The 25,229-nt window shown below is 68.7% G+C and carries 24 protein-coding genes; 13 read left to right on the top strand and 11 right to left on the bottom strand.

Features of this window, described 5'->3' with window-relative positions:
- Window positions 1-20 precede the first annotated feature (20 nt).
- On the bottom strand, window positions 21-2,819 hold the full coding sequence (locus tag NB3_RS19320; protein ID WP_067805101.1) for an ATP-binding protein: 2,799 nt from the start codon (window positions 2,817-2,819) through the stop codon (window positions 21-23).
- Window positions 2,820-3,040: 221 nt separating this feature from the next.
- Here NB3_RS19320 and NB3_RS19315 point away from each other — a divergent pair, with 221 nt between their 5' ends.
- Both NB3_RS19315 and NB3_RS19310 read left to right on the top strand, forming a co-directional pair.
- Window positions 3,041-3,397, top strand: a complete 357-nt coding sequence (locus tag NB3_RS19315) for a VOC family protein (RefSeq protein WP_067805211.1) — start codon at window positions 3,041-3,043, stop codon at window positions 3,395-3,397.
- Window positions 3,394-3,924: an iron chaperone gene (locus tag NB3_RS19310; RefSeq protein ID WP_371855920.1), complete on the top strand. Its 531-nt coding sequence runs from the start codon at window positions 3,394-3,396 to the stop codon at window positions 3,922-3,924. Before NB3_RS19315 ends, NB3_RS19310 begins: the two co-directional genes overlap by 4 nt.
- A 6-nt stretch (window positions 3,925-3,930) precedes the next feature.
- On the opposite strand, the gene NB3_RS19305 is transcribed toward NB3_RS19310, so the two are convergent.
- From NB3_RS19305 to NB3_RS19285, 5 genes are all read right to left on the bottom strand, one after another.
- Window positions 3,931-5,196 (bottom strand): dihydrolipoamide acetyltransferase family protein, encoded by a 1,266-nt coding sequence (locus NB3_RS19305; protein ID WP_174553224.1) that lies wholly within the window; start codon window positions 5,194-5,196, stop codon window positions 3,931-3,933.
- A gap of 19 nt (window positions 5,197-5,215) precedes the next feature.
- Complete coding sequence (locus NB3_RS19300) at window positions 5,216-6,199, bottom strand: alpha-ketoacid dehydrogenase subunit beta (protein ID WP_218020599.1); 984 nt, start codon at window positions 6,197-6,199, stop codon at window positions 5,216-5,218.
- 19 nt (window positions 6,200-6,218) lie between these two features.
- Complete coding sequence (gene pdhA / locus NB3_RS19295; protein WP_084823478.1) at window positions 6,219-7,373, bottom strand: pyruvate dehydrogenase (acetyl-transferring) E1 component subunit alpha; 1,155 nt, start codon at window positions 7,371-7,373, stop codon at window positions 6,219-6,221.
- Between the two features lie 10 nt (window positions 7,374-7,383).
- Window positions 7,384-8,835, bottom strand: coding sequence for a dihydrolipoyl dehydrogenase (gene lpdA, locus NB3_RS19290; RefSeq protein ID WP_067805094.1), 1,452 nt, complete (start codon window positions 8,833-8,835; stop codon window positions 7,384-7,386).
- Between the two features lie 148 nt (window positions 8,836-8,983).
- Window positions 8,984-10,180 (bottom strand): PucR family transcriptional regulator, encoded by a 1,197-nt coding sequence (locus NB3_RS19285; protein WP_067805091.1) that lies wholly within the window; start codon window positions 10,178-10,180, stop codon window positions 8,984-8,986.
- Window positions 10,181-10,473: 293 nt separating this feature from the next.
- Between NB3_RS19285 and NB3_RS19280 the strand changes: the two genes are divergently transcribed.
- The 8 genes from NB3_RS19280 (at window position 10,474) to NB3_RS19245 (ending at window position 16,204) form a co-directional block, all read left to right on the top strand.
- Entirely contained in the window at window positions 10,474-10,872 is a 399-nt protein-coding gene (locus NB3_RS19280; protein WP_067805200.1) for a TOBE domain-containing protein, read from the top strand.
- Window positions 10,873-10,883: 11 nt separating this feature from the next.
- Window positions 10,884-11,663: a molybdate ABC transporter substrate-binding protein gene (gene modA, locus NB3_RS19275; protein WP_067805088.1), complete on the top strand. Its 780-nt coding sequence runs from the start codon at window positions 10,884-10,886 to the stop codon at window positions 11,661-11,663.
- The gene (gene modB / locus NB3_RS19270; protein WP_371855919.1) at window positions 11,660-12,472 is read left to right on the top strand and encodes a molybdate ABC transporter permease subunit; all 813 of its coding nucleotides are present in this window, start codon (window positions 11,660-11,662) and stop codon (window positions 12,470-12,472) included. Before modA ends, modB begins: the two co-directional genes overlap by 4 nt.
- Complete coding sequence (locus NB3_RS19265; protein WP_067805085.1) at window positions 12,469-13,518, top strand: ABC transporter ATP-binding protein; 1,050 nt, start codon at window positions 12,469-12,471, stop codon at window positions 13,516-13,518. The genes modB and NB3_RS19265 overlap by 4 nt, the downstream gene beginning before the upstream one ends.
- Before the next feature lie 70 nt (window positions 13,519-13,588).
- Window positions 13,589-14,407, top strand: coding sequence for a class II glutamine amidotransferase (locus tag NB3_RS19260; RefSeq protein ID WP_067805082.1), 819 nt, complete (start codon window positions 13,589-13,591; stop codon window positions 14,405-14,407).
- 289 nt (window positions 14,408-14,696) lie between these two features.
- On the top strand, window positions 14,697-15,533 hold the full coding sequence (locus NB3_RS19255) for a glutamate ABC transporter substrate-binding protein (RefSeq protein ID WP_067805079.1): 837 nt from the start codon (window positions 14,697-14,699) through the stop codon (window positions 15,531-15,533).
- Between the two features lie 98 nt (window positions 15,534-15,631).
- Window positions 15,632-15,850 (top strand): hypervirulence associated TUDOR domain-containing protein, encoded by a 219-nt coding sequence (locus NB3_RS19250; protein ID WP_067805076.1) that lies wholly within the window; start codon window positions 15,632-15,634, stop codon window positions 15,848-15,850.
- Window positions 15,851-15,871: 21 nt separating this feature from the next.
- Window positions 15,872-16,204 carry a DUF3140 domain-containing protein gene (locus tag NB3_RS19245; RefSeq protein ID WP_067805073.1) on the top strand — a complete coding sequence of 111 codons (333 nt, stop codon included), beginning with the start codon at window positions 15,872-15,874 and terminating at the stop codon, window positions 16,202-16,204.
- An 87-nt stretch (window positions 16,205-16,291) separates the two neighbouring features.
- On the opposite strand, the gene abc-f is transcribed toward NB3_RS19245, so the two are convergent.
- Together abc-f and NB3_RS19235 are read right to left on the bottom strand one after the other, a co-directional pair.
- Window positions 16,292-17,926, bottom strand: coding sequence for a ribosomal protection-like ABC-F family protein (gene abc-f, locus NB3_RS19240; protein WP_067805070.1), 1,635 nt, complete (start codon window positions 17,924-17,926; stop codon window positions 16,292-16,294).
- A 217-nt stretch (window positions 17,927-18,143) separates the two neighbouring features.
- On the bottom strand, window positions 18,144-18,761 hold the full coding sequence (locus tag NB3_RS19235) for a TetR/AcrR family transcriptional regulator (RefSeq protein ID WP_067805067.1): 618 nt from the start codon (window positions 18,759-18,761) through the stop codon (window positions 18,144-18,146).
- Window positions 18,762-18,904: 143 nt separating this feature from the next.
- On the opposite strand from NB3_RS19235, the gene NB3_RS19230 reads away from it, so the two are divergent.
- Window positions 18,905-19,897, top strand: a complete 993-nt coding sequence (locus tag NB3_RS19230; RefSeq protein WP_067805064.1) for a Rieske 2Fe-2S domain-containing protein — start codon at window positions 18,905-18,907, stop codon at window positions 19,895-19,897.
- Complete coding sequence (locus NB3_RS19225; RefSeq protein WP_067805062.1) at window positions 19,894-20,979, top strand: NAD(P)H-dependent amine dehydrogenase family protein; 1,086 nt, start codon at window positions 19,894-19,896, stop codon at window positions 20,977-20,979. The genes NB3_RS19230 and NB3_RS19225 overlap by 4 nt, the downstream gene beginning before the upstream one ends.
- Window positions 20,980-21,009: 30 nt before the next feature.
- Here the strand turns inward: NB3_RS19225 and NB3_RS19220 are convergent, their stop codons facing one another.
- Window positions 21,010-21,789: an enoyl-CoA hydratase-related protein gene (locus NB3_RS19220; RefSeq protein WP_067805059.1), complete on the bottom strand. Its 780-nt coding sequence runs from the start codon at window positions 21,787-21,789 to the stop codon at window positions 21,010-21,012.
- A 227-nt stretch (window positions 21,790-22,016) separates the two neighbouring features.
- On the opposite strand from NB3_RS19220, the gene NB3_RS19215 reads away from it, so the two are divergent.
- Window positions 22,017-23,585 carry an esterase-like activity of phytase family protein gene (locus tag NB3_RS19215; RefSeq protein WP_307695045.1) on the top strand — a complete coding sequence of 523 codons (1,569 nt, stop codon included), beginning with the start codon at window positions 22,017-22,019 and terminating at the stop codon, window positions 23,583-23,585.
- Between the two features lie 15 nt (window positions 23,586-23,600).
- Here the strand turns inward: NB3_RS19215 and NB3_RS19210 are convergent, their stop codons facing one another.
- On the bottom strand, window positions 23,601-24,746 hold the full coding sequence (locus NB3_RS19210) for an RNA polymerase sigma factor (protein ID WP_067805052.1): 1,146 nt from the start codon (window positions 24,744-24,746) through the stop codon (window positions 23,601-23,603).
- Window positions 24,743-25,147: a YciI family protein gene (locus NB3_RS19205; RefSeq protein WP_067805049.1), complete on the bottom strand. Its 405-nt coding sequence runs from the start codon at window positions 25,145-25,147 to the stop codon at window positions 24,743-24,745. Before NB3_RS19205 ends, NB3_RS19210 begins: the two co-directional genes overlap by 4 nt.
- Window positions 25,148-25,229: the final 82 nt, after the last annotated feature.

Raw genomic sequence — 25,229 nt, 5'->3', positions numbered from 1 at the left:
GAGGCCCGCGGCCCGGCGGTTCACCGGCTGACCGGGGCCATCGCGACGAGGCCGAGTGCGGCGAGCGCGGCCGCGCCGTGGGCGGCGTGCTCACCACCGGCCAGCACCTCGGTCCGCGCCGCCTGGTAGCGGCAGCCCGCGGCGTCGAACGTGGCGGCCGTGGCGAGCAGCCGCGTTCGGTCACCGGCGTGCAGTGCGGCGGCTCGTTCCACGATGGCGCCTGCGATGGGATTTCCCGCGACGATGGTCCCGGCCTCGGTCACGCGGTCGCCCGCATCGGGCGCCCCGGCGAGCACGGCGGCTTCGGCTCGCAACGCCACATACCAGTGCAGCCAGATCCACGTGACCCATCTCCACACCTCCCCGGGCTCGGATGACATCCGTTCCAGCGCCTCGCGCGCCTGCCCATGGTGGAGCATGGCGAGTGCGTCGAAGACCGCGCCGTAGCCGTGCACATGCGCCGGTGGCGTGCCGAGTCGAGTTACGACAGCGTCCCATTCGGCCCGAGCGTCCGGGTCGCCGCGTAGGTCGTGGATCATCGCCACTCCCGCTACCGCCGGGCCGAGAAGCGACTGGACGGGGCTGCCGGCCCGATGCCACGACTCGAGGAACCGGATGCTGTTGACGCGTACCTCCTCGACGTTGCCCGCCAGCATGTCGGTCACCAGCAGCCAGCTCGTCGCGCGATGTCCCACCTCGGCGAGCAGCGGGTGATCCGCGAGCTGCTGCGCCCAACGCCGCGCGCCCCGCAGATCACCCGCGCCGAGTTCGGCTTCGGCGGCCTCGCCGAGCGCGTCGATCAGCTCATGAGCGCCTTCCGGAGTATGCGGGGTGGCTTTCAGCAGCGCCATTCGGCTCCGGGCGACGGCGGCCGCGGCGAAGGTGTCACCGGCCAGACTGTGCGCGCCCGCGAGTGTGTCGAGCGCCGCGGATCGGGCAAGCGGGTCACCGGCGCGCTCGGCGAGTTCGACCGCGTGCTCGGCGCGCGCGATGGTCTCCGGCACGACGGTGCCGGACGAGTGCTCGGCGGTGAGGGCATCGGTGAGCGCTCGTCCGGCGTCGGCCAGCGCCACCGCCGCTTGGGCGGCCGGATCGTCACCGGCCAGCCGCTGTGCCTCGGTGATGAGCGCGATCGCCTCCTCCGGCGACAGGGGACGGACGAACTTGCTCGCGAATCGGTAGGCGTTGGCGGCGGCGGTCGCCAGGTCGCGGGCGGCGCCCGCGGAGTCGCCGGACTCCAGGGCGGCGTCGGCGGCCGCGCGGGTCAGGCGATGCATATCGTCGCCGCGCATCCGGCACCCGGCCGCCGCGGCGGCGTGGCGCAGCATCGAAGCGGCGGCGGCCGAGTCCTGCGCGAGTGCGGCCGCCTGTTCGTAGCGCATCTGGGATTCGCCGATCAGATTGCGGGTGAAGCACAGTTGCGCCAGGTGCTCGGCCGAGCGGAAGGCGTCCGCGCGCTGGTCGGGCCGGTCGGCCGCCCACGCCAGCGCGGCGCGCAGATCATCGGCCACCGCGTCGAATCGAGCCCGCCAATCGGCTCCCACCACGGTCAGTTCGGCGGCCTCGGCCAGGCACCAGCGCAGGTGCCCGGCCTGGATGTCGACCAGTTCACCGGCCTGCGCCAGCTGCTCCATCCCGTACTGGCGGATGGTTTCCAGCGCCCGGTATCCGGTCCCGCTCGGGCGGGTCGTCACCACGAGCAGGCTCTGCTCGGCGAGCCGGGCCAATCCGTCGGCGACGACGGCTTTCCCGGACGCCGCGACCTGCGCCGCCGCCTCGACGGTGAACGAACCCTTGAATACCGACACCCGGCGCAGGAGCACCCGATCGTCCGGCTCCAGCAGGGCGTGACTCCAGTCCAGCGCCGCACGCACCGATCTGTGCCGGTCCTCGGCGCGCGGACCACCGGCCAGCATCCGCAGCTGGTCGGAGAGCCCGGCCTCGAGACCATCCAGGCCGAGTGTGGTCCAGCGGGCGGCGGCCAGCTCGATCGCCAGCGCCACGCCGTCGAGTCGCTCGCAGAAGGCGGCGACCTGGTCGCGAAGCGCGTGATTCGGCGGCCAGCCGCCGGCCGCGGCGCGGTCCATGAACAACTCGACCGCATCGGAGTCGCCGTCGCCGGCCAACGACATCGGAGCGACCGTGTAGACCCGTTCGAACGGCACCATCAGCCGCGCCCGGCTGGTGGCGAGCACCGTCAATCGCGGGCAGGTCGCGAGCAGCCGCTCGATGAACGGCGCCACCCCGTCTCGCACGTGCTCGCAATTGTCCAGCACCAGCAAGGCGTGCCGGTCGGCCAGCGCGGCGGGCACCGACTCGTCCATGCCGCGGCCGGGCTGTTCGCCGAGGCCGAGGGCGAGGGCGACCGTACCGGCGACCGCGCGGGCGTCGGCGGCGGCGACCGGTACCAGGTCGACGAACCAGACCCCGTCGGAGTATTCGGCGGCCAGCTCCGCGGCGACGGCCAGCGCGAGCCGGGTCTTGCCCACTCCGCCGGGGCCGACCGCGGTCACCTGACGGTGTCTGGCGATCATCTCGGTCAGCTCGGCACGCTCACGTCCACGGCCGATGAAGGAGGTCAGCGGCCTCGGCAGCACCGGCGCCGGGTGCGGCCGGTCGGCGGGAGCGGAATCGGACGCGCGCTGGGCCAGCGCGCGCCGATCGGGCACCTCCAGTTTGCGCAGCAGGGAGGAGACATGGCTTTCCACGGTGCGCACGGAGATGAACAGGCGCGCGCCGATTTCCGCGTTGCTGAGATGGTCCCCTACCAGCGCCAGCACCTCGGCTTCCCGAGCCGAGATCTCCACTGTCGCCGCCATGGCGGCAATTCTGCCGTATCGCGTCATGTCCGAACTTCGCGGTCTGTTTTCCGTGGTGGTGGGTGCTGCCGTCGTGGCGGTCCGTGCGCCGATCAGTGGACGGTTCCGTGGTCGCCACGGATGTGCGTCGCACGTGCGGGGCAGATGCTGTGAGCACGTCCGGTTCGCCCGACACAACGGGCACCACAGGGACGACGTGACCGACGAATCCAGGAGTGATCATGACCAGCTCTTCCACCCAGGGCATCAAGACCGTGCTGCATCCCGTGTCCGATCTGGCGGCGGCCAAGGCGCTGTTCACCGCCCTGCTCGGCACCGCGCCGCAGACCGACTCGCCCTACTACGTCGGCTTCGAGGCCGAGGGGCAGCACATCGGGCTGGTGCCGAACGGCGGCCCGCAGGGCATGACCGCGCCGGTGGCGTACTGGCACGTGCCGGACATCGAGGCGAAGCTGGCGGAACTGACCGCCGCGGGCGCCACCGTGGCCGAGGCCGCACACGACGTCGGCGGCGGCCGCCTGGTGGCCACCGTCACCGACACCGACGGCCACGTCCTCGGGTTGATCCAGGACCGATGAGCGCCGCGACCGGCATCGAATTCACCCGCTCCGAGACGAAAGAGACCAGAACCATGACTGCGCAGAAGTCCACCACCCGCACCGGCGCCAAGACGAAGACCGCGGTGACGTTCACCGACGAGGAACGCGCCGCGATGAAAGAGCACGCCCAAGAGCTGAAGACGGCCGCGCGCCGCGGTGCGCGCGCGACGAAGGCGGACGGGGAGCAGGACGTGCTCGCCAAGATCGCCGGGATGGCCGAATCCGATCGCGTCATGGCCGAGCGGTTGCACGCCGTCGTCCGAGCCAGCGCGCCGGAACTGTCGCCCAAGCTGTGGTACGGCATGCCCGCCTACGCCAAGGACGGCAAGGTCGTGTGCTTCTTCCAGAGCGCGGCGAAGTTCAAGTCGCGGTACGCGACCTTCGGTTTCAACGACATCGCCGCCCTCGACGACGGCGCCATGTGGCCGACGTATTTCGCGCTCACGAAGGTGACCGCCGTCGAGGAGGCGAGGATCGGTGAACTGGTGCGCAAGGCGGTGGGCTGAGCGCCCTCAGGTCACGATCCGGAGCGGATGTTCCAGCAGCTCTTTCAGCTCTTGCAGGAACCGCGCGGCCACGGCTCCGTCGATGGCACGGTGGTCGGCGGACAGGGTGACCCGCAGGATCTTGCGGGTCACCACCTGGCCGTCGTCCAGCCGCAGCTCGTCGGTGGCCGCGCCGACGGCCAGGATGGCGGCCTCCGGAGGGTTGATGACGGCGGTGAAGTGCTCGACACCGAACATGCCCAGGTTGGAGATGGTGAAAGTGCCGCCGCTCATCTCGTCGGTGCGCAGTTTGCGCTCGCGGGCGCGTTCGGCTTTGTCGCGACTGTCGGCGGCGATCTCGGATACGCTCTTGCGATCGGCGTCGCGCAGGACGGGGACGAGAAGCCCCGCGGGCGTCGCGACCGCCATTCCGAGATGGACTCCGCGGTGGCGCAACAGTTTGTCACCGGCGAAGGAGACGTTGACCGAAGGGTTGTTCCGCAGCGTCACCGCGACGGCCTTCAGCAGCAGATCGTTCACGCTGACCTTTCCGCCCGCCTGCGCCAGTGTGGCGTTGACCTGTGCGCGGAAGCCGAACAGCTCGGTCACGTCGATCGCGGTGGTCAGATAGATGTGTGGAGCTTGCTGTTTGCTCTCGGTGAGCCGTGTGGCCGAGACCCGCTGAATGGTGGTCAGCGGAATTTCCTCGTAGTCGCCCGCGGCCGCAGCGGGGGGCTCGGGCGATGCGACGGCTTTCCTAGGCTGGTCGAGTTGGGCTGCGCGATGGGCGGATTCGACATCCTGGCGGATGACGCGCCCACCAGGGCCGGTGCCCGCCACGGTGGTGATGTCGACGCCGAGTTCGTCGGCGATCTTGCGCGCCAGCGGCGACGCCTTCTTTCGCTCCGTCGTCGCGGGGGTGGCGGCGGTGGATTCCGCGACCGGAAGCACACGATTCGTGCTCGGCCCGGAGCCGTTCTCGGCAGCGGCCTGCTCGGCGGGGGCGGTCGGGGCGGGTGCGGGTGCGCTACCGCCGGAGCCGCTCGCGGCGGTGCCGCTGCCGTCACCGATGAGGCCGATCGGCGTACCGATCGGCACCCGCGCGCCCTCCGCGGCGAGGATCCGCTCGAGCACGCCGCTGTCGTAGGCTTCGAGTTCCATGAGGGCTTTGTCGGTTTCGATTTCCGCGAGTATCTCGCCTCGCTCGACCGGATCGCCCACCTGCTTGAGCCAGGAGACGACGACGCCTTCCTCCATGGTGTCGGAGAGGCGGGGCATGGTGATTTCGGGCATGAATGCGTCCTCTGGGGTCTCAGCGTCGCTTACCGACTGCCGCGAGGGTTTCCAGCGCGGCGGTGTGCAGCGAATCGGCTGACGGCAGGGCGAGCCGTTCGAGCGGCTTGGCGTAGGGCAGTGGCACTTCGGCCATGGCGACCCGGCGCACCGGGGCGTCCAGGTAGTCGAAGGCGCCGTCGGAGATGGATGCGGCGACCTCGGCCCCGATGCCGTAGGTGAGCCAGTCGTCCTCGCCGATCACGGCGCAGCCGGTCTTGCGGACGGAAGCGACGAGAGTGGCGCGGTCCAGCGGACGAAGGCTGCGCAAGTCGACGACCTCGGCCGAGAAACCGTCGGCGGCGAGCCGTTCGGCGACTTCGGAGCAGATCGTCGCCATGCGGGAGTAGCCGATGAGCGTGATGTCGGAGCCGGTTCTCGTGACCGCGGCCTTGCCGATCTCGGCGCGCGGAAGATTCTCCGGCACTTCGCCTTTGGTGTTGTACAGCGACAGGTTCTCCAGGAACAACACCGGATCGTCGTCTTCGATGGCGGCTTTCAGCAGCGCTCGCGCGTCGGCCGGAGTGCTCGGCGCGACCACCTTCAAACCCGGCACGAACGCGTAGTACAACTCCACGTTCTGCGAATGCGTCGCGCCCAATTGCTGCCCGCCGCCGCCCGGTGTGCGGATGACCATGGGCACGCTGGTCTGCCCGCCGAACATGCCGTAGATCTTCGCGGCGTGATTGACGATCTGATCCAGCGCCAGCAGCGAGAAGTTGATCGTCATGATCTCGACGACCGGACGCAGTCCGAGCATGGCGGCGCCGATGGCCGCGCCGACGAAGCCCTCCTCGGCGATCGGAGTGTCGCGCACCCGCTTCTCGCCGAATTCGGCCAGCAGTCCCGCGGTGATCTTGTAGGAGCCCTCGAAGACGCCGATCTCCTCTCCGATGAGGAAGACGTCGTCGTCGCGCCGCATCTCCTCGCGGAGGGTCTCGCGCAGCGCTTCGCGATAGGTCATGACAGCCACGGTGATGTCCTTAGGTGGTGAAGAGCGGATCGGCGGGCAGGCGGCGCGAATCGCCCGCCACGGGTGTCGCGTAGTTGTAGTCGAACAGGCTCGACGGCTCCGGATGCGGACTCGCGTCGGCGAATTCGACCGCCGCGGCTACCGCGGCTGTCACCTCCGCTTCGAGCTCGGCCACGGACCGATCGTCCAGCACACCGGCGGCGAGCAGTGCCTCGCGCCAGCGAACGATGGGATCGTTGCTCCTGGCGATCGAGACAGCGTCTTCGGTGCGGTATTTCGCCGGGTCGACCACGGAGTGGCCTTTGAGGCGGTGACTGACCGCTTCGAGCAGCGCGGGCTTCTTCTCGCGCCGGGCTGTTTCGATCAGTTCACCGGCCACATCGCGGACGGCGAGCACGTCGGTGCCGTCGACGCGCTCGCCGCGCATGCGGTAGGCGGCGGCGCGCTTCCAGAGATCCGGTTCGGCGGAGGAGCGTTCGACCGTGGTGCCCATCCCGGTCTGATTGTTGATCACCAGGAACACCACCGGCAGGTGCCACAGCGCCGCGATGTTCAGCGCCTCGTGGAACGCGCCGATGTTGGTCGTGCCCTCACCCATCTGGCACACCACCACGTCGTCCTCGCCGCGGTAGTCGACGGCCAGCGCCGCGCCGACAGCCAGCGGAACCTGGCCGCCGACGATGGCGTAACCGCCCAGCATGCGGGTCGCGGTGTCGTACATGTGCATGGAACCGCCCCAGCCCCTGGACGTTCCGGTGGCGCGGCCGTACAGCTCCGCCATGACCCGGCCGGGCTCGATGCCTTTGGCCAGCGCGTAACCGTGCTCACGGTAGTTGGTGAATAGATAGTCGGTCGGGCGCATGGCCGCGCCGAGGCCGACCACGGTAGCTTCCTCGCCCAGGTTGAGATGGCAGTAGCCGCCGATCTTCGCCTGCTGATAGCTCTGCGCGGTGCGTTCCTCGAACCGCCGCACGAACAGCATGTCGCGGAACAGCCCGCGCAGACGGTCCGGATCCTCCGCGGCGATGCGCGCGTCGACCGGAACGGAGTCGTCCGGCGTTCGCGCGGGTACGGCGTCGTCGCTCTCGCGATCCGCGGCGACCGGCGCGGAAGTCGAGCGAGCCGTCTTGCGGCTCGGTTTACGGGATGCGGTGCTGGTGGTCACGGCAGGCTCCTCAACGCTTCCGGGGCGGGATGTGCACGGGCAGGCCGAGTCCGGCCATGGCCGCCTCCATGCCGATCTCGCCGAGAGTGGGGTGGGCGTGGATGGTGTCGGCGAGTTCGTCGAGGGTCGCCTCCAGGGAGATGGCCAACGCGCCTTCGGTGATCAGGTCGCTGGCCGACGGGCCGATGATGTGCACCCCGAGCACTTCGCGATGACGCTGTCCGGCGACGATTTTGACGAAACCCTCGGTCTCGCCGAAGGTCTTGGCCCGGCCGAGTGCCGCGAAGGGGAACCGCGCGGTGACGACGTCGTGGCCGGCGGCGCGTGCCTTCGCCTCGGTGAGCCCGACGCTGGCGATCTCCGGGTGGGTGAAGGTGGCGGCCGGGATCGCGGTGTAGTCGAGGTGCGCCGCGTGACCGGCGATCACGTCCGCGGCGGTGAGTCCCTGATGCGAGGCGACGTGCGCGAGCAGGGCCCGCCCGGTGACGTCACCGATGGCGTAGACGTGTTCGACGCCGGTGCGCAACTGCTGGTCGACGGGGATGAAGCCGCGCGGGTCGGTGTCGATGCCCACGCGGTCCAGGCCGAGGTCGGCGGTGTTGGGACGGCGTCCGACGCCGACCAGCACCACGTCCGCGTCGAGTTCAGCGGAGTGTCCGCCCGCGACGGTGACCCGCAGCGCATCGGTTCGCGCGATGGCCTCGACGGTGCAGCCGGTGAGCACGGTGATGCCGCGCTTGGTGAACGACCGTCCCAGCGCGGCGCCGACGTCGGCGTCCTCCAGCGGCACCAGGGTGTCCTGGAGTTCGACGATGGTCACTCGGCTGCCGAAGCTCGCGAACAGGCTGGCCCATTCCGCGCCGACCGCGCTGCCGCCGATGACGACGAGGCGTTCAGGCACCTCGGTCAGCCCGAACGCTCCGTCGGAGGTGATGACGCCCGGCAGGTCCGCGCCGGGTATCGCCAGTCGCGCGGGCACCGACCCGGTCGCGATGATTACGTCGCTCGCGGTGATGGTCCGGGTGGCGGTGGCTGTGGGAGCGGCGGCGTAGCGGGGGCCGCCGGGGAAGATCGGCGACTGTCCCGCCTCGAAGACCTCGACGCTGGTCGGTCCGGTGAAACGGGCGTGTCCCTCGATCACCGTCACACCGTTCGCGGCGAGCAGGCTCGCCACACCGTCGGTGAGTTGCTTGACGATGCCGTCCTTGCGGTCACGCACCGCGCCGAAGTCATAGCGCACGTTGTCGGCGTAGACGCCGAAATCGGCTGCGGCCGTGACGGTCTGGAAGACCTCGGCGGACCGCAGCATCGCCTTGGTCGGAATGCAGCCCCAGTTGAGGCACACGCCGCCGGGGCGCTCCTTCTCCACCAAGCCGACGCGCAGGCCGCGCTGGGCCGCGCGGATGGCGGCGACGTACCCGCCGGGGCCGCCGCCGACCACCAATAGATCGAAATCCGGCACTCGTGGTGCTCCTCGTCCTCGATGATTCGATCCGCCTCCGGTTGTGGGGTGGATCAGCGCTATCGAGTGTTGCCGTGGCGGAGTGCACAAACAATCACCACGAAGCCCAGTAGTGCACTCGCGTTATTGGGCGCAGCGCCCAATCGGATCAGGCTCTCTCCGGCGACCTGACGAGGTCGAGGGCGGTCAAGGCCAACGACAGCTCCACATAGCTGCGCTGGCCTTCGAGCGGACGCCCGAGCAGGGTCGAGACCCGGTGGAGGCGGTTGATGACGGTATTGCGGTGACAGTGCAACCGGGTCGCGGCGTGGGCCGCCGAGCAGTCGTGCGCCAACCATGCCGCGAGCGTGTCCAGCAACGTCACCCGCTCGGCGGCGGGCAGGGCGAGCACCGGACCGAGGGTGTGCGCGACGAGCATGTCGGTCAAGTCGGTCGACCGCATCAGCAGCGCCTGTTGGAAACGCTGGTGCAGCGGCACGAGCCCCGTCGCGTCGTCGGGCAAGGTCTGCAGGGTGAGCAGTGCCCAGCCGTGCGCGGTGCCGATCCGCGCCAGGCCGCCGACCGCGGGTGAGGCGCCCGCTCGTCCTCGCACGTGCGGTTCGATCCGCCGCAACACCGTGGCGACGTCGTGGCGCTCGACCGCGATCAACCCGACCGTCGAGTCGACGCGATCGTGCCACACCGATCTAATGCCGACCGCGGCCAAAGCGGCCTCCGTACCGGTGTGCATCGCCTCGCCCGCGCCGCAGGCGACGACGACGAGATAGTCACTACCGGCGGGAAGGTTCAACTCGCGGGCGGCGCGCGCGGCGAAGGTGGAGTCGCCGGCCCGGCCCGCGAGCAGGTCCTCGATCAGGGCGTGCCGACGGCGCTCGTCGCTGCGCAACTGCTCCAGTTCGGTTTTGCGGTAGGAGGTCACCAGCGCCGTGGACAGCCCGTCGATCACGGCCCACAACGCGGTGCCCGCCGCGCGGATCTCGCCGGAGGTGAGGTCGTCGGCCTGGTCGAGCAGGACCTCCCAGACGATCCGTCCGCCGAGCCGGAAGGTGCGCAGCATGGCCTCCAGCGGCACGCCTTGCTCGGCGCGGCGGCGGCCGATCGACGCTGCGACGTCGTCGTCGGACGCGGTCGTCGGAGTGCCCAGCAGGTCGAGGATGCGGGTCACGTATCGGCGGCAGCCATCGACCAGATCCGCGCGGGCGACCCGCGAGTAGTCGGTCCATTCGGGGTTTTCGGTGAAGATCTCCGCGATCAGCCGATCGGTCAGGGCCGGGATCTCCGCACGGCAGGCGGCCACCAACGCCTGCGTGCACGCGTCCGGAGTCGCCTTCTTCGATGTCGGCATATCGCTCGAGGTCCTTCTGGTCGGCCGTGCGCCACGACTGCGCGAGCGGTGGCGTACCACGACGGTATAGCCAGCGGAATGCCGCACCGGCGGCAACGCTCGCCCGACCACCTCGACGGCGGACGCCGCCGCACCGCGAAGCCGTCCGGCGCCATCCCCGCAGAAGACATCGACCACGCCGTCCGGTCATGACGGCGGTGCCGTGCCGACGCAAGGGCCGGGCGGCCAGAGGAGTCGATATCGCGGAGCGGATCGATTATCCATACCGCGAATGCGGCAATAAACTGTCGATCGTGTCGAATCTACGGATTAGTGAAGCCGCCGCGTTGCTGGGTGTCAGCGACGACACGGTGCGCCGATGGATCGATCAAGGCCGTCTGACCGCGATTCAGCTGGACAACGGCCGCAAGGGCGTCGGCGGTCGTGAGCTCGCCGAGTTCCTGCGGGCCAACGCCGAGGCGCCCGAGCCCGGTGTGACGGTCGCGGCGTCGGCCCGCAACCGGATGCGCGGAATCGTGACCCGGGTGGTGAAGGACACCGTGATGGCGCAGGTGGAGATGCAGGCCGGACCGTTCCGGCTGGTGTCGTTGCTGAGCCGGGAATCGGTGGACGAACTCGGTCTGGACGTCGGCAGTGTCGCTGTCGCATCGGTGAAGTCCACGCACGTCGTCGTGGAGATACCGGAAAGTTGACGAGATTGAAGATGATTCGCCATCTGGGTGTCGCGACCGCGACCGTGCTGGCTGTCGTGAGCGCGGCGGGATGCCGTTCGGACGACACGCCCGACCACACCGGTGCGGGGCGTGTCACCGGCACGGTGACCGTGTTCGCCGCCGCCTCGCTGACCGAGACCTTCACCGAACTCGGCAAACAGTTCGAGGCCGCGCATCCGGGCGTGAAGGTGATCTACAGCTTCGGCGCGAGTTCCGCGCTCGCCGAGCAGATCAATCAGGGAGCACCGGCCGACGTGTTCGCCTCCGCCGCACCGAAGAACATGCAGCAGGTCCGCGACAAGGGCGAAGTCACCGCCGCGCCGGTCACCTTCGTGCGCAACCGGCTCGAGATCGCGGTGCCGAAGGGCAATCCGGGACACATCACCGGGCTGGCCGATTTCGGCAGGGCCGAGCCGAAGCTCGCGTTGTGTGCGGAGCAGGTGCCCTGCGGCGCGGCAGCCGAGATGGTGTTCGAGAGCGCGCGCATCACACCGCGACCCGATACCCGCGAGCAGGACGTGAAAGCGGTGCTGACCAAGGTCACGCTCGGTGAAGTCGACGCGGCGCTGGTATACCGCACCGATGTCGAGGCGGCGGGCGGCAAGGTCGAAGGCATCGACTTCCCGGAGTCCGGCAAGGCGGTCAACGACTACCCGATCGCGCCGCTCGCGCACGCGCCGAACGCGGCGGCCGCCGCGGCGTTCGTGGACTTCGTGACATCGGAGCAGGCCAGGCCGGTCTTCGCCGCGGCGGGATTCGATACGCCGTGATCACGCCTTCGCGGCGGCGGGCGGTGCTGGGGCGGCGGCCGGTCGCGCTGATGCTGCCCGCGGCCTGCGGGCTGGCGTTCCTGGTCGTACCGCTCATCGGGCTGCTGGCGCGAGCGCCGTGGTCGGCCATGCCGGATCGGTTGTTCAGCGTCGAAGTCGGCCACGCGCTGCGGCTCTCGCTGTGGTGCGCGACGGCGGCCACGGCGATCTGCGTGGTCTTGGGCATCCCGCTGGCCTGGGTGCTCGCGCGCGCCGAACTGCCGGGGCGCGGGCTGATCCGCGCCTTGGTCACGGTGCCGCTGGTGCTGCCGCCGGTGGTGGGCGGTGTCGCACTGCTACTGGTGCTGGGACGGCGCGGACTGCTCGGGCGGTATCTTTACGAATGGTTCGGGGTCTCGTTGCCGTTCACCACCGCCGGGGTGATCGTGGCCGAAGCCTTCGTGGCCATGCCTTTCCTGGTGATCTCCGTCGAAGGAGCCTTGCGGGCGGCCGATCCGCGCTTCGAGGAGGCGGCCGCCACGCTCGGCGCCACTCGCTGGTACGCCTTCCGCCGGGTCACACTGCCGTCGGTGCTGCCGGGGGTGGTCGCGGGCGCGGTGCTGTGCTGGGCCCGCGCGCTCGGTGAGTTCGGCGCCACCATCACCTTCGCCGGCAACTTTCCCGGCCGCACCACCACCATGCCGCTGGCGGTCTATCTCGCGCTGGAGACCGACCCGGAGGCCGCGATCGTGCTCAGCCTCGTGCTGCTGGCCGTCTCGGTCGCCGTCCTGGTGGCGTTGCGGGAACGGTGGATCAGGGGAGCGATATGAGCTTGGAGGCCGACCTGCGGATCGCGCGCGGACAGTTCGCGCTCGAACTGCCCCTTGTCGCCGCGCCGGGCGAAGTGATCGCTCTGCTCGGGCCGAACGGGGCGGGCAAGACCACTGCGCTGCGAGCCATGGCGGGGCTGATCGCGCTGACCGGCGGGCACATCCGGCTGGACGGGACCACGTGGGACGCGCCACCGGCGGCATTCGTGCCCGCCGAACGCCGCAGGGTCGGCGTCGTGTTCCAGGACTACCTGCTGTTCGGGCACCTGTCGGCGCTGGAGAACGTCGCCTTCGGGCTGCGCGCTCGCGGCTGCGGGCGCGGCGCCGCGCGGGCGCGGGCCACCGCATGGCTCGAACGCGTCGGACTGGCCGACTACGCGCATCGCAAGCCCAGGGCGCTGTCCGGAGGGCAGGCGCAGCGGGTCGCCCTGGCCCGTGCGCTGGCCACCGAACCACAGCTGCTGCTGCTCGACGAGCCACTCGCGGCGCTGGACGCGGGCACCAAGCTGCACGTGCGCTCTGACCTTGCCCACCACCTGCGCGATTACCCCGGCCACACCGTTCTGGTCACCCACGATCCGCTCGACGCCATGGTCCTCGCCGACCGGCTGGTCATCCTGGAGGACGGCGCGGTCGTCCAGCACGGACCGCCCGCGCAGGTCGCGGCCAGACCGCGCTCCGATTACGTGGCCACTCTGATGGGCCTCAACCTCTACCGTGGCACCGCGCGCGGCACGACTGTCGACCTGGACGGTGGCGGCGTCATCACCGTCGCCGAACCCGCGCACGGACGGGTGCACGTGGCCTTCAGCCCGACCGCGGTGGGCCTGCATCCGGAACAACCCGTCGGCAGCCCGCGCAACAGCTGGCCGGTCACGATCACCGGCATCGAGCAACACGCGCACATCACCCGGGTCCGTCTGGACGGCGCCCCGTCCGTGCTCGCCGACATCACCCCGGCTACCGTCGCCGAGTTGCGCCTGCGTCCGGGGCAGCGGCTGTGGGCTGCGGTGAAGGCCACCGAAACCCAGTCCTACCCGGCCTGACCCACTGGCCGACGCGACGCAGGTAGCTGAATACCGTTCGGTCTGCTTCAATCGATGGATGTGCAGGTGGATGGCTTATTCCGGTGAGCCGATCCGGGCCGAGGACCTCTTGTTCCGGCCGGTGCATTCGTTGATCGATCAGAGCCTGCACTCCCAGCTCGGCGCGACGACCACGAACGGTGACGGCTTCGGGATCGGCTGGTATGGCACGGGCCCGCGGCCTGCGGTGTTCAAGAGCGTCGAACCGGCTTGGAACGACCGCAACCTACGGGAGATCGCGGCCGAGGTGCAGACGTCGCTGTTCTTCGCGCACGTGCGCGCGTCGACCGGCAGCGAGGTGCAGCGCAGCAACTGTCACCCGTTCCGGCGCGGGCACTGGTTGTGGATGCACAACGGAGCGCTGCGCGGGTTCCGGCAGTGCAAGCGCGATTTGGCGACGGCGGTCGATCCCTTCTTGTTCGCCGACATCGAGGGGTCGACGGATTCGGAATTGTTCTTCTTCCTGGCACTGACCTTCGGGCTCGTCGACGACCCGTTCGGCGCGGTCGCCCGCGCGGTCGGCTTCATCGAGGACGTCGGCCGCGTACACGAGGTCGAGGCTCCGGTACAGATGACCGTCGCGACCACCGACGGCGAATCCATGTGGTTCTTCCGGTATTCCACCGAACGGCGGTCGCGATCGCTGTTCTATTCCAACGATGTGGCGAAAGTGCGTGCCCTGCACCCGGAAGTGCGAGCGCTCCGCACGCTGGGCGAGGACGCCCGCTTCGTGGTCTCCGAGCCGCTGCGCGATCTGCCCGGAGCGTGGAACGAAGTCGAGGAATCGTCGGCCGGTGTGGTGCGTCTCGGCCACGACGAAACGCGCCCCTTCGCACCGATCGCCCCCTGAGCGGCTGGCCTACGCCGTGTAGCCCACGTCGGCGAGTCCACGAGGGAGGCCCTCCTCGGCGTCAGTGGGCAGCAGCGTCTCGGCCGCGCCGGCGCGGACGCCTCGCGCCTGCCGAGCGCCGTGCTGGTGCCATCGGTGCCGCCACGGCCCGAACGGGAGAGTCCGTCCGCATGCGGTACACCCTTTCCACCGGCGGGGAGAACGGTCGAGCCGGGCGCCGGAAGTTCCGGGAAAGATGACGTGTCGCAGGTCCGGCCTGACAGCTCACCGTGAGAAGGAGCCGATTTCGATGAGCATCAACCGAACACTTCGCCTCGGTATCGGAGCGATCGCCGTCGCCCTGGTCGCCACCGCCTGCGGTGGCGGCAGCGAAGCCGCCACCACGGCCGATCATATTCGCGACGGCAAGCTCACCATCGGCATCAAGTTCGATCAGCCCGGACTCGGGTTTCGCGAAACGGACGGCTCCTACCAGGGGTACGACGTCGAGATCGCCAAGTACGTGGCGAGCAAGCTCGGCGTCCGGCCCGAGGGCATCACCTTCACCGAGGCGCCGTCGGCTCAGCGGGAGAAGATGATCATGAACGGCGAGGTGGACTTCGTAGTCGCCACCTATTCGATCACCGAGGAGCGCAAACAGAAAGTCGATTTCGCCGGACCGTATTTCGTGGCCGGGCAGGCGCTGCTGGTGAAGAACGAGACCACCGATATCACCGGTGTCGAGTCGCTGACCGGCAACAAGAAGCTGTGCTCGGTCAAAGGCTCCACTCCGGCGCAATACGTCAAGGATCATTACGCCAAGGATGTACAGCTGGTGGAACTCGACAACTATTCGCAGTGCATCGAAGCCTTGCGGCGCGGTTCGGTCGACGTGGTGACCACCGACGACATCATCCTGGCCGGTTTCGCGGGGCAGGCGTCCGGTGAACTGAAGCTCGTCGGCAACACCTTCACCACGGAGAAGTACGGCATCGGCCTGAAGAAGGGCGATCAGGAGACCCGCACCAAGCTCAATGACGCGATCGAACAGATGATCGCCGACGGTTCCTGGCACAAGGCGTTCGAGCAAACGATCGGACCGCTCCGCGACTCCACGCTGACGCCGCCTGCGGTCGAACGGTACTGATCTGGACGAGCACTCGACGGCTACCCAGCTATCAGTTTCCCCGGCCGTCGCACGGGTACAACGACCTCGTTGAATACGTGGACGGTAAGGAATATGGCATGGGTAAGCAATCTTTTCGCAAAGGTGACGAAGTCGAGTGGAACAGCCACGGCAGCACCGCCGAGGGCACGGTCGAAGAAGTGATCACGTCCGATACCGAGGCGGCCGGACGGACCGTACGGGCCTCCGAAGAGGAGCCGCAGTATCGAGTCCGCAGCGCGAAAAGCGGTCGTGATGCGGTGCACAAACCCGGCGCGCTGCGTCCGAACGACGACTGACATGGAAATCGGAGCCGCACCATGACGACGACCGACGACGAAGATACGCGCACGCAATTCGACCAGATCGTCAACATGACCCCGGCGGAACTGCGCCGGTGGCTCGACACCGACGAATCGAAGTCGGTGGGACAGAAACCCGAAGGCGGTGGCGAGTCGACCGGGCACGCCAGCGGTCGGCGCATCATCGACATCCTCGAGAAAAAGGAACCGTCCGGCGACGATTACGCGCACATGCGCAAAGTCATCGGATATGCGCATCGCCATCTCGAGCAGCGACCTTCGGGGGACATCGAGAACAGTAGATGGCGTTATTCGCTGATGAACTGGGGCCATGATCCGATGAAAAGCTGACGCGGCAATCCATCGCCGCGTCTGCCGCTTCGCCGAAGGAGAGTTCGCAGCCGCCTGTGCTGACAGGCGGCTGCTCCCCCTACCCGTTCAGGCGACCGGCCCTGGTGCACCGACCTCGAGCAGCCTGCCTTCGGACAGGCGCAGCCAGCGTCGCACCCCGACCTCGGCGAGGAAGCGTTCGTCGTGGCTGACCACCACGAAGGCGCCCCGGTAGGCATTCAGCGCGCTCTCCAACTGGCCGACGCTGATCAAGTCGAGGTTGTTGGTCGGTTCGTCGAGCAGCAACAGTTGGGGCGCCGGTTCGGCGAACAAGACGCACGCGAGGGTGGCGCGCAGCCGTTCGCCGCCGGAGAGCACGCCGACCGGCAGATCGACTCGTGAACCGCGAAAAAGGAAGCGCGCCAAGAGATTCCTGCGCCGAGACTCGGGCATGTTCTGCGCGAACAGGGCCAGGTTCTCCGCGACGGTGCGCGCGGGGTCGAGCAGGTCCAGCCGCTGCGACAGATAGGCGACGCGGCCCTCGGCGCGAGTGATCTGCCCGCCCTGCGGGGCCAGATCGCCGTGGATGAGCCGCAGCAGAGTCGATTTCCCCACGCCGTTCGCCCCGGTCACCGCGATCCTTTCGGGGCCGCGGATGATCAGATCGACGCCGGTGAGAATCGGCCGCTGCTCGTACTGGAAGTCGATGCGCTCGCCGGCGAAAACCGTCCGACCCGAGGGAACTTCGGTGCCGGGCAATTCCACCACTATCCGCTGCTCCTCGCGCAGGGCGCGTTCGGCCTGGTCGAGCCGATTCTTCGCCGCTCCCACGCGCGCCGAGTGCGTCTCGCTCGCTTTCCCGGCCGACTCTTGGGCATTGCGTTTCATGGTTCCCGCGAAGATCTTCGGCAATCCGGCGTTGCCCAGGTTGCGTGTGGCGTTGCTCGCGCGGCGCGCTGCCCGTTCCCGCGCCTGCTGTAGCTCCCGCTTCTCGCGCTCGAGTTCCTGCTCGGCGTTGCGGATGTTCTTCTCGGCGACCTCGCGCTCAGCGCGAACCGCGGCTTCGTACGCGGTGAAGTTGCCACCGTGGAAACGGATCTCGCCGCGGTCGAGTTCGGCGATGCGGTCCATACGTTCGAGTAGCGCGCGATCATGGCTGACCAGCAACAGGCAGCCGTTCCAGTCCGCGAGCAGATCGTAGAGCCGGTGGCGGGCGTCCGCGTCGAGGTTGTTGGTCGGTTCGTCGAGTAACAGCACCTCCGGTCGGCGCAACAGCTGCGCTGCGAGCCCCAGGGAGACGATCTGCCCACCGCTCAGCGTGTGCAGACGTCGGTCGGGGGACAGGTGGTCGAGGCCGAGGCGCGCCAGCTGGGCTCGGGTGCGCTCCTCGATGTCCCAGTCGGAACCGATGGTGGAGAAATGTTCCTCGCTGGTGTCGCCGGACTCCACCGCGTCCAGTGCGGCGAGGATCGGCGCGATTCCCAGCACCTCGGCCACGGTCAGATCGCCGGTCAGTGGCAGATTCTGGGGGAGGCATCCGAGTACTCCCTGCACCGAAACGCCCCCGCCGCTGGGCCGAAGATCACCGGCGATGAGCCGGAGCAGGGTGCTCTTCCCGGCGCCGTTCGGGGCCACCAGCCCGGTCCGGCCACCGGGCACGCTGAAGGACAGTCCATCGAAGACCGGAGTGTCATCCGGCCAGGAGAACGACAGGTCGGAACAAATGATGTACGCGTCGGACATGGCTACCTCGAAGTCAGGTGGACGCGCGGGATCGACACCGCGCGAGGAAGGATGGTGAAACGACGACATGGCCACGACAGCGGCGCTGTGAGCGCGCCTACCGGTGGCCGTCAGCCTCGGGCGCTATCCCGAGATGTCGAGTTCACCTGCCATGTTCGACTTCCTCGCTCCGATCGGTATCCGTCCGACCATAGCAGCCGGGTGGCCGACCAGGTGGTCAGGCTTCGAGGTAGGCGACGATGCCGCCGATCAGCGCCTCGAGCGCGTCGTCGAGATTGCCGTAGGTGCCCAGGGTGCGTTCGGAGGTGATGCCCCGCATGGCCGCTGGGATCAGAGCGGCCACCTGCCGCACCTTGACCGGGTCGAGTTCGAGGTCGGCGAACGCCTTCGCACAGGCGGTGTCCCAGTTGGGTTTCCACGAGGCCAGTTCGGCGGCGGTGAGCGGGTAGTCGCGTTCGAGTTCGGCGTGCTCGCGGGGGAGCGCGGCGCGCAGCGTTTCGATGGCGAGTGATTCGGGCTTGCGCAGCCCGACGGCCATCGCCGTGATCATGGCGCTCACACGCTCGCGCAGCGTGCCGTCCGGTTTGATCCCGGCGGGCAGGTCGCCGCGCTTGTCGGCGGTGTAGCGCAGGACCGCGGCCCACAGGCCGTCGATGTCGCCGAACTGGTACTTGACGACGCTCCAGGTCGCGCCGATGTCGCGGGCGATCCGATTTCCGGACACCGCGGCGGGGTCGCCCGTGGCCAGCGATGCGATCGCCGCCTCGAGCATGCTCTCCCTGGAACGAACCCCGCGCTTGTTGGCGCGTCGCCCGCTTACCGCCGCTTTCGTCACGAGGACCGAGTCTATCGGCCGTGATCAGGCAGTTCCAGTTTCGTAGAACCCTCTTGAATTCTTTCACAGAGGGTTCTACGCTCGACTCGCCGCGTGGGAAAGGCCCAGGAGCCGAGCAGCCCTCGGCAGCTTGGAGGATCGAGATGGCAAAACCACCGCTGTCGATGCAGCCGTCGGGTTGGTTTCAGGTGGCCTGGTGCAGTGAGATCGCGGTCGGCGCGGTGCACAAGATGAAGTACTTCGGGCGTGAGATGGTCGCCTGGCGGTCGGCAGCCGGCCGGGTCGCGGTCTTCGACGCCTACTGTGAGCACCTCGGCGCTCATCTCGGTTACGGCGGTCATGTGGTGGGCGAGCATCTGGTATGCCCGTTCCACGGCTGGGAATGGAACGGGGACGGGCGCAACGTCTGTGTCCCGTACGAGAGCCATCCGAACAAGGGCCGCCGGATCCGCAGCTACCCGGTGGTGGAGCGGAACGAAGCGGTGTGGATCTGGCACGACATCGATGGCCGTGACCCGTCTTTCGAAATCCCAGACATCTTCGAGGCTTTCGGTGACGGCAAGACCGCCGCCGACTACTACCCGCCGGTGCCCGCGGCCACGCTGTACCGGCCGGGGCTGGAACTGCACCCGCAGTACGTCATGGAGAACGGCGTCGATTTCGCGCATTTCAAGTTCGTGCACAAGACACCGTTCGTCCCGGAATTCACTCGTCACGACTTCTCCGGGCCGGTGTCGTATGTCGACTTCACCATCGCCTTCGACGAGGGCGTGGCCGAGGACCAGATCAACAGCGGCGTCGAATCGATCAACGCGGGACTGGGATGCTCGATCACCAAGAGCTGGGGCATGGTCGACAACCGCACCATGCCCGCGGTGACGCCCGTGGACGACTACACCTCCGACGTCCGCTTCACCGTGTGGATCGGACGCAGAGCCGGGGACGACGGCCCCGAGATCACCCGGTACGGAAAGACGATGGCAGGCTTCGTCATCCAGCAGTTCGAAGCCGACGTCGATATCTGGGCGCACCAGCGCTATACGGATCCGCCCGCGTTCTCGCGCAAGGAATACGCCGGTTTCAAGGCGTTGCGTGAGTGGGCAGTGCAGTTCTATCCCGAAAGGCCCACCACATGAGCACCTCCGGCAAAGTCCGGGTATTCCAGGTCGCGACCGGCAACCTCGGCACCGAGATGATCGGCCGTATCCGCAACCACCCCGATCTCGAACTCGTGGGACTGCACTGCTATTCGCCGGACAAGATCGGGCGCGACGCGGGGGAGATCGTCGGCCTCGGACCGATCGGGGTGATCGCCACGGGCTCGGTCGAACAGATCATCGCCGCGAACCCGGACGTGCTCACCTTCCATGGGGTATTCCCGGACGAGGACCTCTACGAGAAGGTTCTCGAGGCGGGAATCAATGTCGTGACCACCGCGGACTGGATCACCGGATTCCACCGCGACACCAACCATCCGCACCCTTCCGGCCGCGAGGTCAGCGCAGTCATCCAAGCCGCCTGCGAGCGCGGCCATTCGACCTTCTACGGCACCGGCATGAACCCCGGCCTGTGCCAGATACTCGGCATCGTGCACACCGCCGACGTCGCCGATATCGAGAACATCACGGTCACCGAATCGGTCGACGTCTCCTGCCATCATTCCGTCGACACCTGGAAAGCCGTCGGCTACGGCCGCCGAGTCGACGACCCGACCATCCCGGACTCGCTCTACAAATACACCGCGGTGTTCGCCGACTCGGTCTATCTCATGGCCGACGCCTTCGACCTCGAACTCGACGAGGTGCGCTTCGGTTACGAACTCGGCGCGTGCACGAAAGACGTCGACTTGGGTTGGTACTTCCTGCCCGAGGGTTCGCTCGGCGCCAGCTACATCAAGTACCAGGGATTGGTCGACGGCGTGCCGCGTGTGGAGAGCCACCTCGAATGGCAGATGACCCCGCACACCGACCCGGCCTGGAAGATCAAAGGCTGCTACATCACTCAGGTCACCGGCGACCCGAACATCTACAGCAAGCACATGATCATTCCGCGCCGGGGCACCGATCTATCCGATCCCGAAAGCTTCGCCTCGATCGGCATGACCGTCACCGGCCTGCCCGCCCTCAACTCGATAAGATCCGTCGTCGCCGCCCGCCCCGGCATCATCACCAGCGCGGATCTGCCTCTGCGCGGATTCGCCGGACGTTTCAAGCGCTGACGACCCCGTCCGCACGGGGACGGACCGACGCTAATCGCTCCAGACAGGCGGGCGCTTCGCGAGGAAGGCCGCCATCCCTTCCCTGGCGCCGGGTAGTTGAGCGGCAGCGGCCATGACTTCCAGGGCGAGGGTGTAGGCATCCGCTTCCGGACGGTCGAGCTGGCGGTAGAGAGTGCGTTTGCCCAGTGCCTTGCTGGCCCGGCTACCCCTGGTCGCGCGGGCCAGCAACTCGTCGACGGCGGTGTCCAGCTCGGCGTCCGGCACCGCTCTGTTGATCAGGCCCCACTGCTCGGCGGTGCGGGCATCGATCGGGTCGCCGGTGAGGGCGAGTTCCATCAGTCGTTTGCGGCCGACGGCGCGGGCCACCGGCACCGCGGGCGTGTGACAGAACCAGCCACCCTTGCCGCCGGGGAGCGCGAAACCGGCCGATTCGGCGGCGACGGCCAGATCGCACGAGGCCACCAGTTGGCAGCCGGCGGCCGTGGCCAGACCCTGCACCCGGGCGACCACCACCTGCGGCACCGACTGGATGGTCGACATCAGTTCCGTGCACAGCGCGAGCAGTTCCCGCACGCCGAGCAGGTCACGCGCGGCGACGTCGGCGAAGTCGTGTCCCGCGGAGAACACCGGGCCGTGCGCCCCGAGCACTATCCCGGTGGCGTCGGTCTCGCCCGCCGCCTGGAACGCGGCGAGCAACTCGCCCAGATGTTCGCCCGACAGCGCATTGCGCTGCCTCGGCCGGTTCATGGTGATGCGCACCGTGTCGCCGTCCCGCGCGACCAGCACATGCCGATACTCCAAGGCGGTCATACCTCCACCGTAGATCGCCAGGGCAACGACACGACACCTCCGCCGAGCTCTCCGGAGGCGACGGGACGATCTCGGCCCGGTGACGGCTCGGCCTGTGCTCGGTGCCGCGATATCCACGTTCGTCAGCGCTGGTAACACCGCAGAATAATCGGATGATTGTGGGGATCGACGGCTCCCGTTCAGCTCGAGGCCAACTGGAGGCCGGGCTCGGACGGTACGCATCGCTGGTGAGAACGCACCGCAGTACCCGAAGCGCACTCGTCATGGCCGCCGTGTGCGCGACCGCCGTTCTGTCCGCTTGCTCGTCATCGAGCCCGGCGGCGGACTTCACCGCCGCCAAGGACCAGCCCCTGGTGATCTCGCTGGACGAGCTGCTGGCCGCGACCGGAGGCAGCGCCGCGGTCGCGGTCGCCGATCCGCGGCACGGCACGATCACCCGCCGCGCCGACGGCGCGGTGGTCTACACACCGGCGGCCGGGTACACCGGGTCCGACAGCATCACCGTGACCACCACCGACGCCGTGAAGCTGTTCACCACCGACATCCCGCCGCTCGGTGAATTCGGTGGAGTGAGCGTGCAGGGCAGCGGCTACGGATCGGCGTTCACGCCGGTGCCGGGATCGGCCGACGAGTTCTACGGTCTCACCGACCGTGGTCCGAACGTAGAAGGCAGAGCCAAGAACGAGAAACTCACACCCCTACCGGCTTTCACGCCCGCCATCGCCAAATTCAAATTGGTCGGCAGCAAGGCGGTGCTGGAAAGCACGATTCCCTTGAAGAATGCGGCGGGCCAGCCGTTGAACGGCCTGATCGACACCTCCGCAGGCACCGGCGAGACCTTCCGCGACCTCGACGGCGCCGTCCTTCCGCCCACCGATCACGGCATCGACAGCGAGGGCCTGGCCGCGCTGCCCGACGGCACCTTCTGGGTGTCGGACGAGTACGGGCCGTTCCTCGTGCACTTCGACGCCGGCGGTACCGAGCTCGAGCGACTGACGCCGGGAAATGGTCTGCCCAAGGAGCTTTCGCTGCGCACCCCGAACCAGGGCATGGAAGGACTCACCGTCACACCGGACGGCAGCACATTGGTCGGCATCATGCAGAGCGCACTGAGCGAGCCGGGTGTCGCGTCGGCGCGTGAAGTGCCCATGACCCGGATCGTCACCGTGGATCTGAAGACGAGGGACGTCAAGGAATTCGTGTATCCGCTGGAGGAGCCGAAACAGAAGCTGGCGGTCTCCGAGATCACGGCGCTGACCGGCACAACCTTCCTTGTCGACGAGCGCGACGGCGGCAAACCGCCCAAGGCGAACAAGAAGCTGTGGACGATCGATATCGCCGGCGCGACCGATGTCGGCCCGCAGGTGAAGGTGCAAGGCGCACGCTACGATCCGGAGCTCGGGCTGCTGGTCGATGGCAAGCCGCTGGAACTCCTCGTCGGCGCAGTGCCGACCGCCGACGGCGTCGCCACACTGCGGAAGGCGGGCATCACCCCCGTCGCCAAAACGTCCGCCCTGGATCTCGGGGGCCTGCTGGACGGCCTGAACGCAGAGGGCGAATTCTTCGGCCACGACAAGATCGAGGGCGTCGCCACCCGTGACGGCGGCAAGACCCTCTATATCGCCGACGACAGCGACTTCGGCGTCGAGGCCGCCACCGGCGACCGGCCGCCATTCGGGCTGAAAGCCAAGCTCCTGGCCGGCGGCGCGCAGGACACCGGTGAGGTGCTGATGGTCGACACCACCAAGCTGCCCGCCGTGCCGCGGACCAGGACCGTCACGATCAGCGTGCGGTAGGTCCCCGCGGTGCGCTCACGGCCGCAGCAGTTGGCGCACTCGCGCGGCCTCCCGGGTGAGGTGGTCGCGCTCCGGCACGCTGCTGGCGGCACGAGAGGCCTCGGCATACAGCTCGGCGGCACGTTCGAGATCGCCGGCGCGTTCGTGCAGGTACGCCGTCACCGCGGCGTACCTGGGCAAGTCGGGGCGCACGTCGGCCAACGCCGCCAGGCCTGCCCGCGGTCCGTCGGCCTCGCCGATCGCCACCGCGCGGTTGAGCCGCACGACCGGGCTGCCGGTGCGGCGCAGCAGCTCGTCGTACCACTCCACGATCTGCACCCAGTCCGTCTCGGCGGCGCAGCGCGCGTCCGCGTGCAGAGCGGCGATCGCGGCCTGCGCCTGGTACTCACCCAACCGGTCGCGGGCCAGCGCGGTCTGCAGGATCTCGACGCCCTCGGCGATCAGCCGCGTGTCCCACAAACCCCGGTCCTGCTCGGCGAGCGGCACCAGACGACCGCCGGGGCCGGTGCGTGACGCGCGCCGCGCATGGTGCAGCAGCATCAGCGCCAGCAGGCCCGCGACCTCGGGTTCGTCGGTCAGGGCGACGAGCTGGCGGGCCAGGCGGATCGCCTCGCCCGCCAGGTCCACATCCCCGCCGTACCCTTCGTTGAAGACGAGATAGAGCACCCGCAGCACCGTGCCGAGATCACCCGCCCGGTCGAGCGGCAGCCCCGCGATCCGCCGCTTGGCCCGGCTGATCCGCTGCGCCATGGTCGCCTCGGGGACCAGGAAGGCCTCGGCGATCTGGCGGGTGGTCAGCCCACCGACCGCCCGCAGCGTCAACGCGACGGCCGCCGCCTGCGGCAACGCCGGGTGCGCGCACAGGAAGAACAGCCGCAGCGTGTCGTCCGTGGCCTGCGCCGGACCGGCGGGCGGCTCGGCTTCCGCGGCGAGCTCCCGCCCCCGCCGCGACGCCTCGGCGCGGGCGGCGTCGAGGAACTTCCGCCACGACACCGCGACCAGCCACGCCTGCGGATCGCGCGGCGGATCGTCCGGCCACGTCTCCAACGCCCGGATCAGGGCTTCCTGCACGGCATCCTCGGCCGACGCGAAATCCGCGCCACGCCGGCCGAGAATGCCGATCACCGCGGGCACGAGCTCCCGCAGCAGCGACTCGTTCACTCGGTCACCAAGGGCATTCCGGTGAGGAACGGCCGCACCTCGAGCCATTCGTGGATCGGCTTGCCGCCCGCACCGGGGGCGGCGGACAGCTCCCCGGCCAGCTCGACCGCACGCTCCCAGGACTCGACGTCGATGATCATCCAACCGGCGATGAGGTCCTTGGTCTCGGCGAACGGGCCATCGGTCACCGGCGGGCGCCCCTCGCCGTCGTGACGCACCCACGCGCCCTCCGGCGCCAATGCTTGCTCGCCGACGAACTCGCCCGTCTCCACCAAGCGGGTCGCGAAATCGCGCATGTACTGCACGTGCGCGTCGATCTCCTCCGGCGTCCACTTGTCCATCGGCACGTCGTTGACCGAAGCAGGGGCGCCGCGGTAGTGCTTCAGCAGCAGGTACTTCATGGTCGTTCTCCTTCTTCGTCGCGCGGCCCTCGTGGCTGCTCGTATCCCTGGGACGAAGCAGGCGTCACGTTCTCGACAGCTT

It is taken from the genome of Nocardia beijingensis NBRC 16342, assembly GCF_001612785.1.
Taxonomy (GTDB): Bacteria; Actinomycetota; Actinomycetes; order Mycobacteriales; family Mycobacteriaceae; genus Nocardia; species Nocardia beijingensis.
Note: the sequence above shows the minus strand (reverse complement) of the source record. Positions and strands in the feature narration are given on the sequence as shown.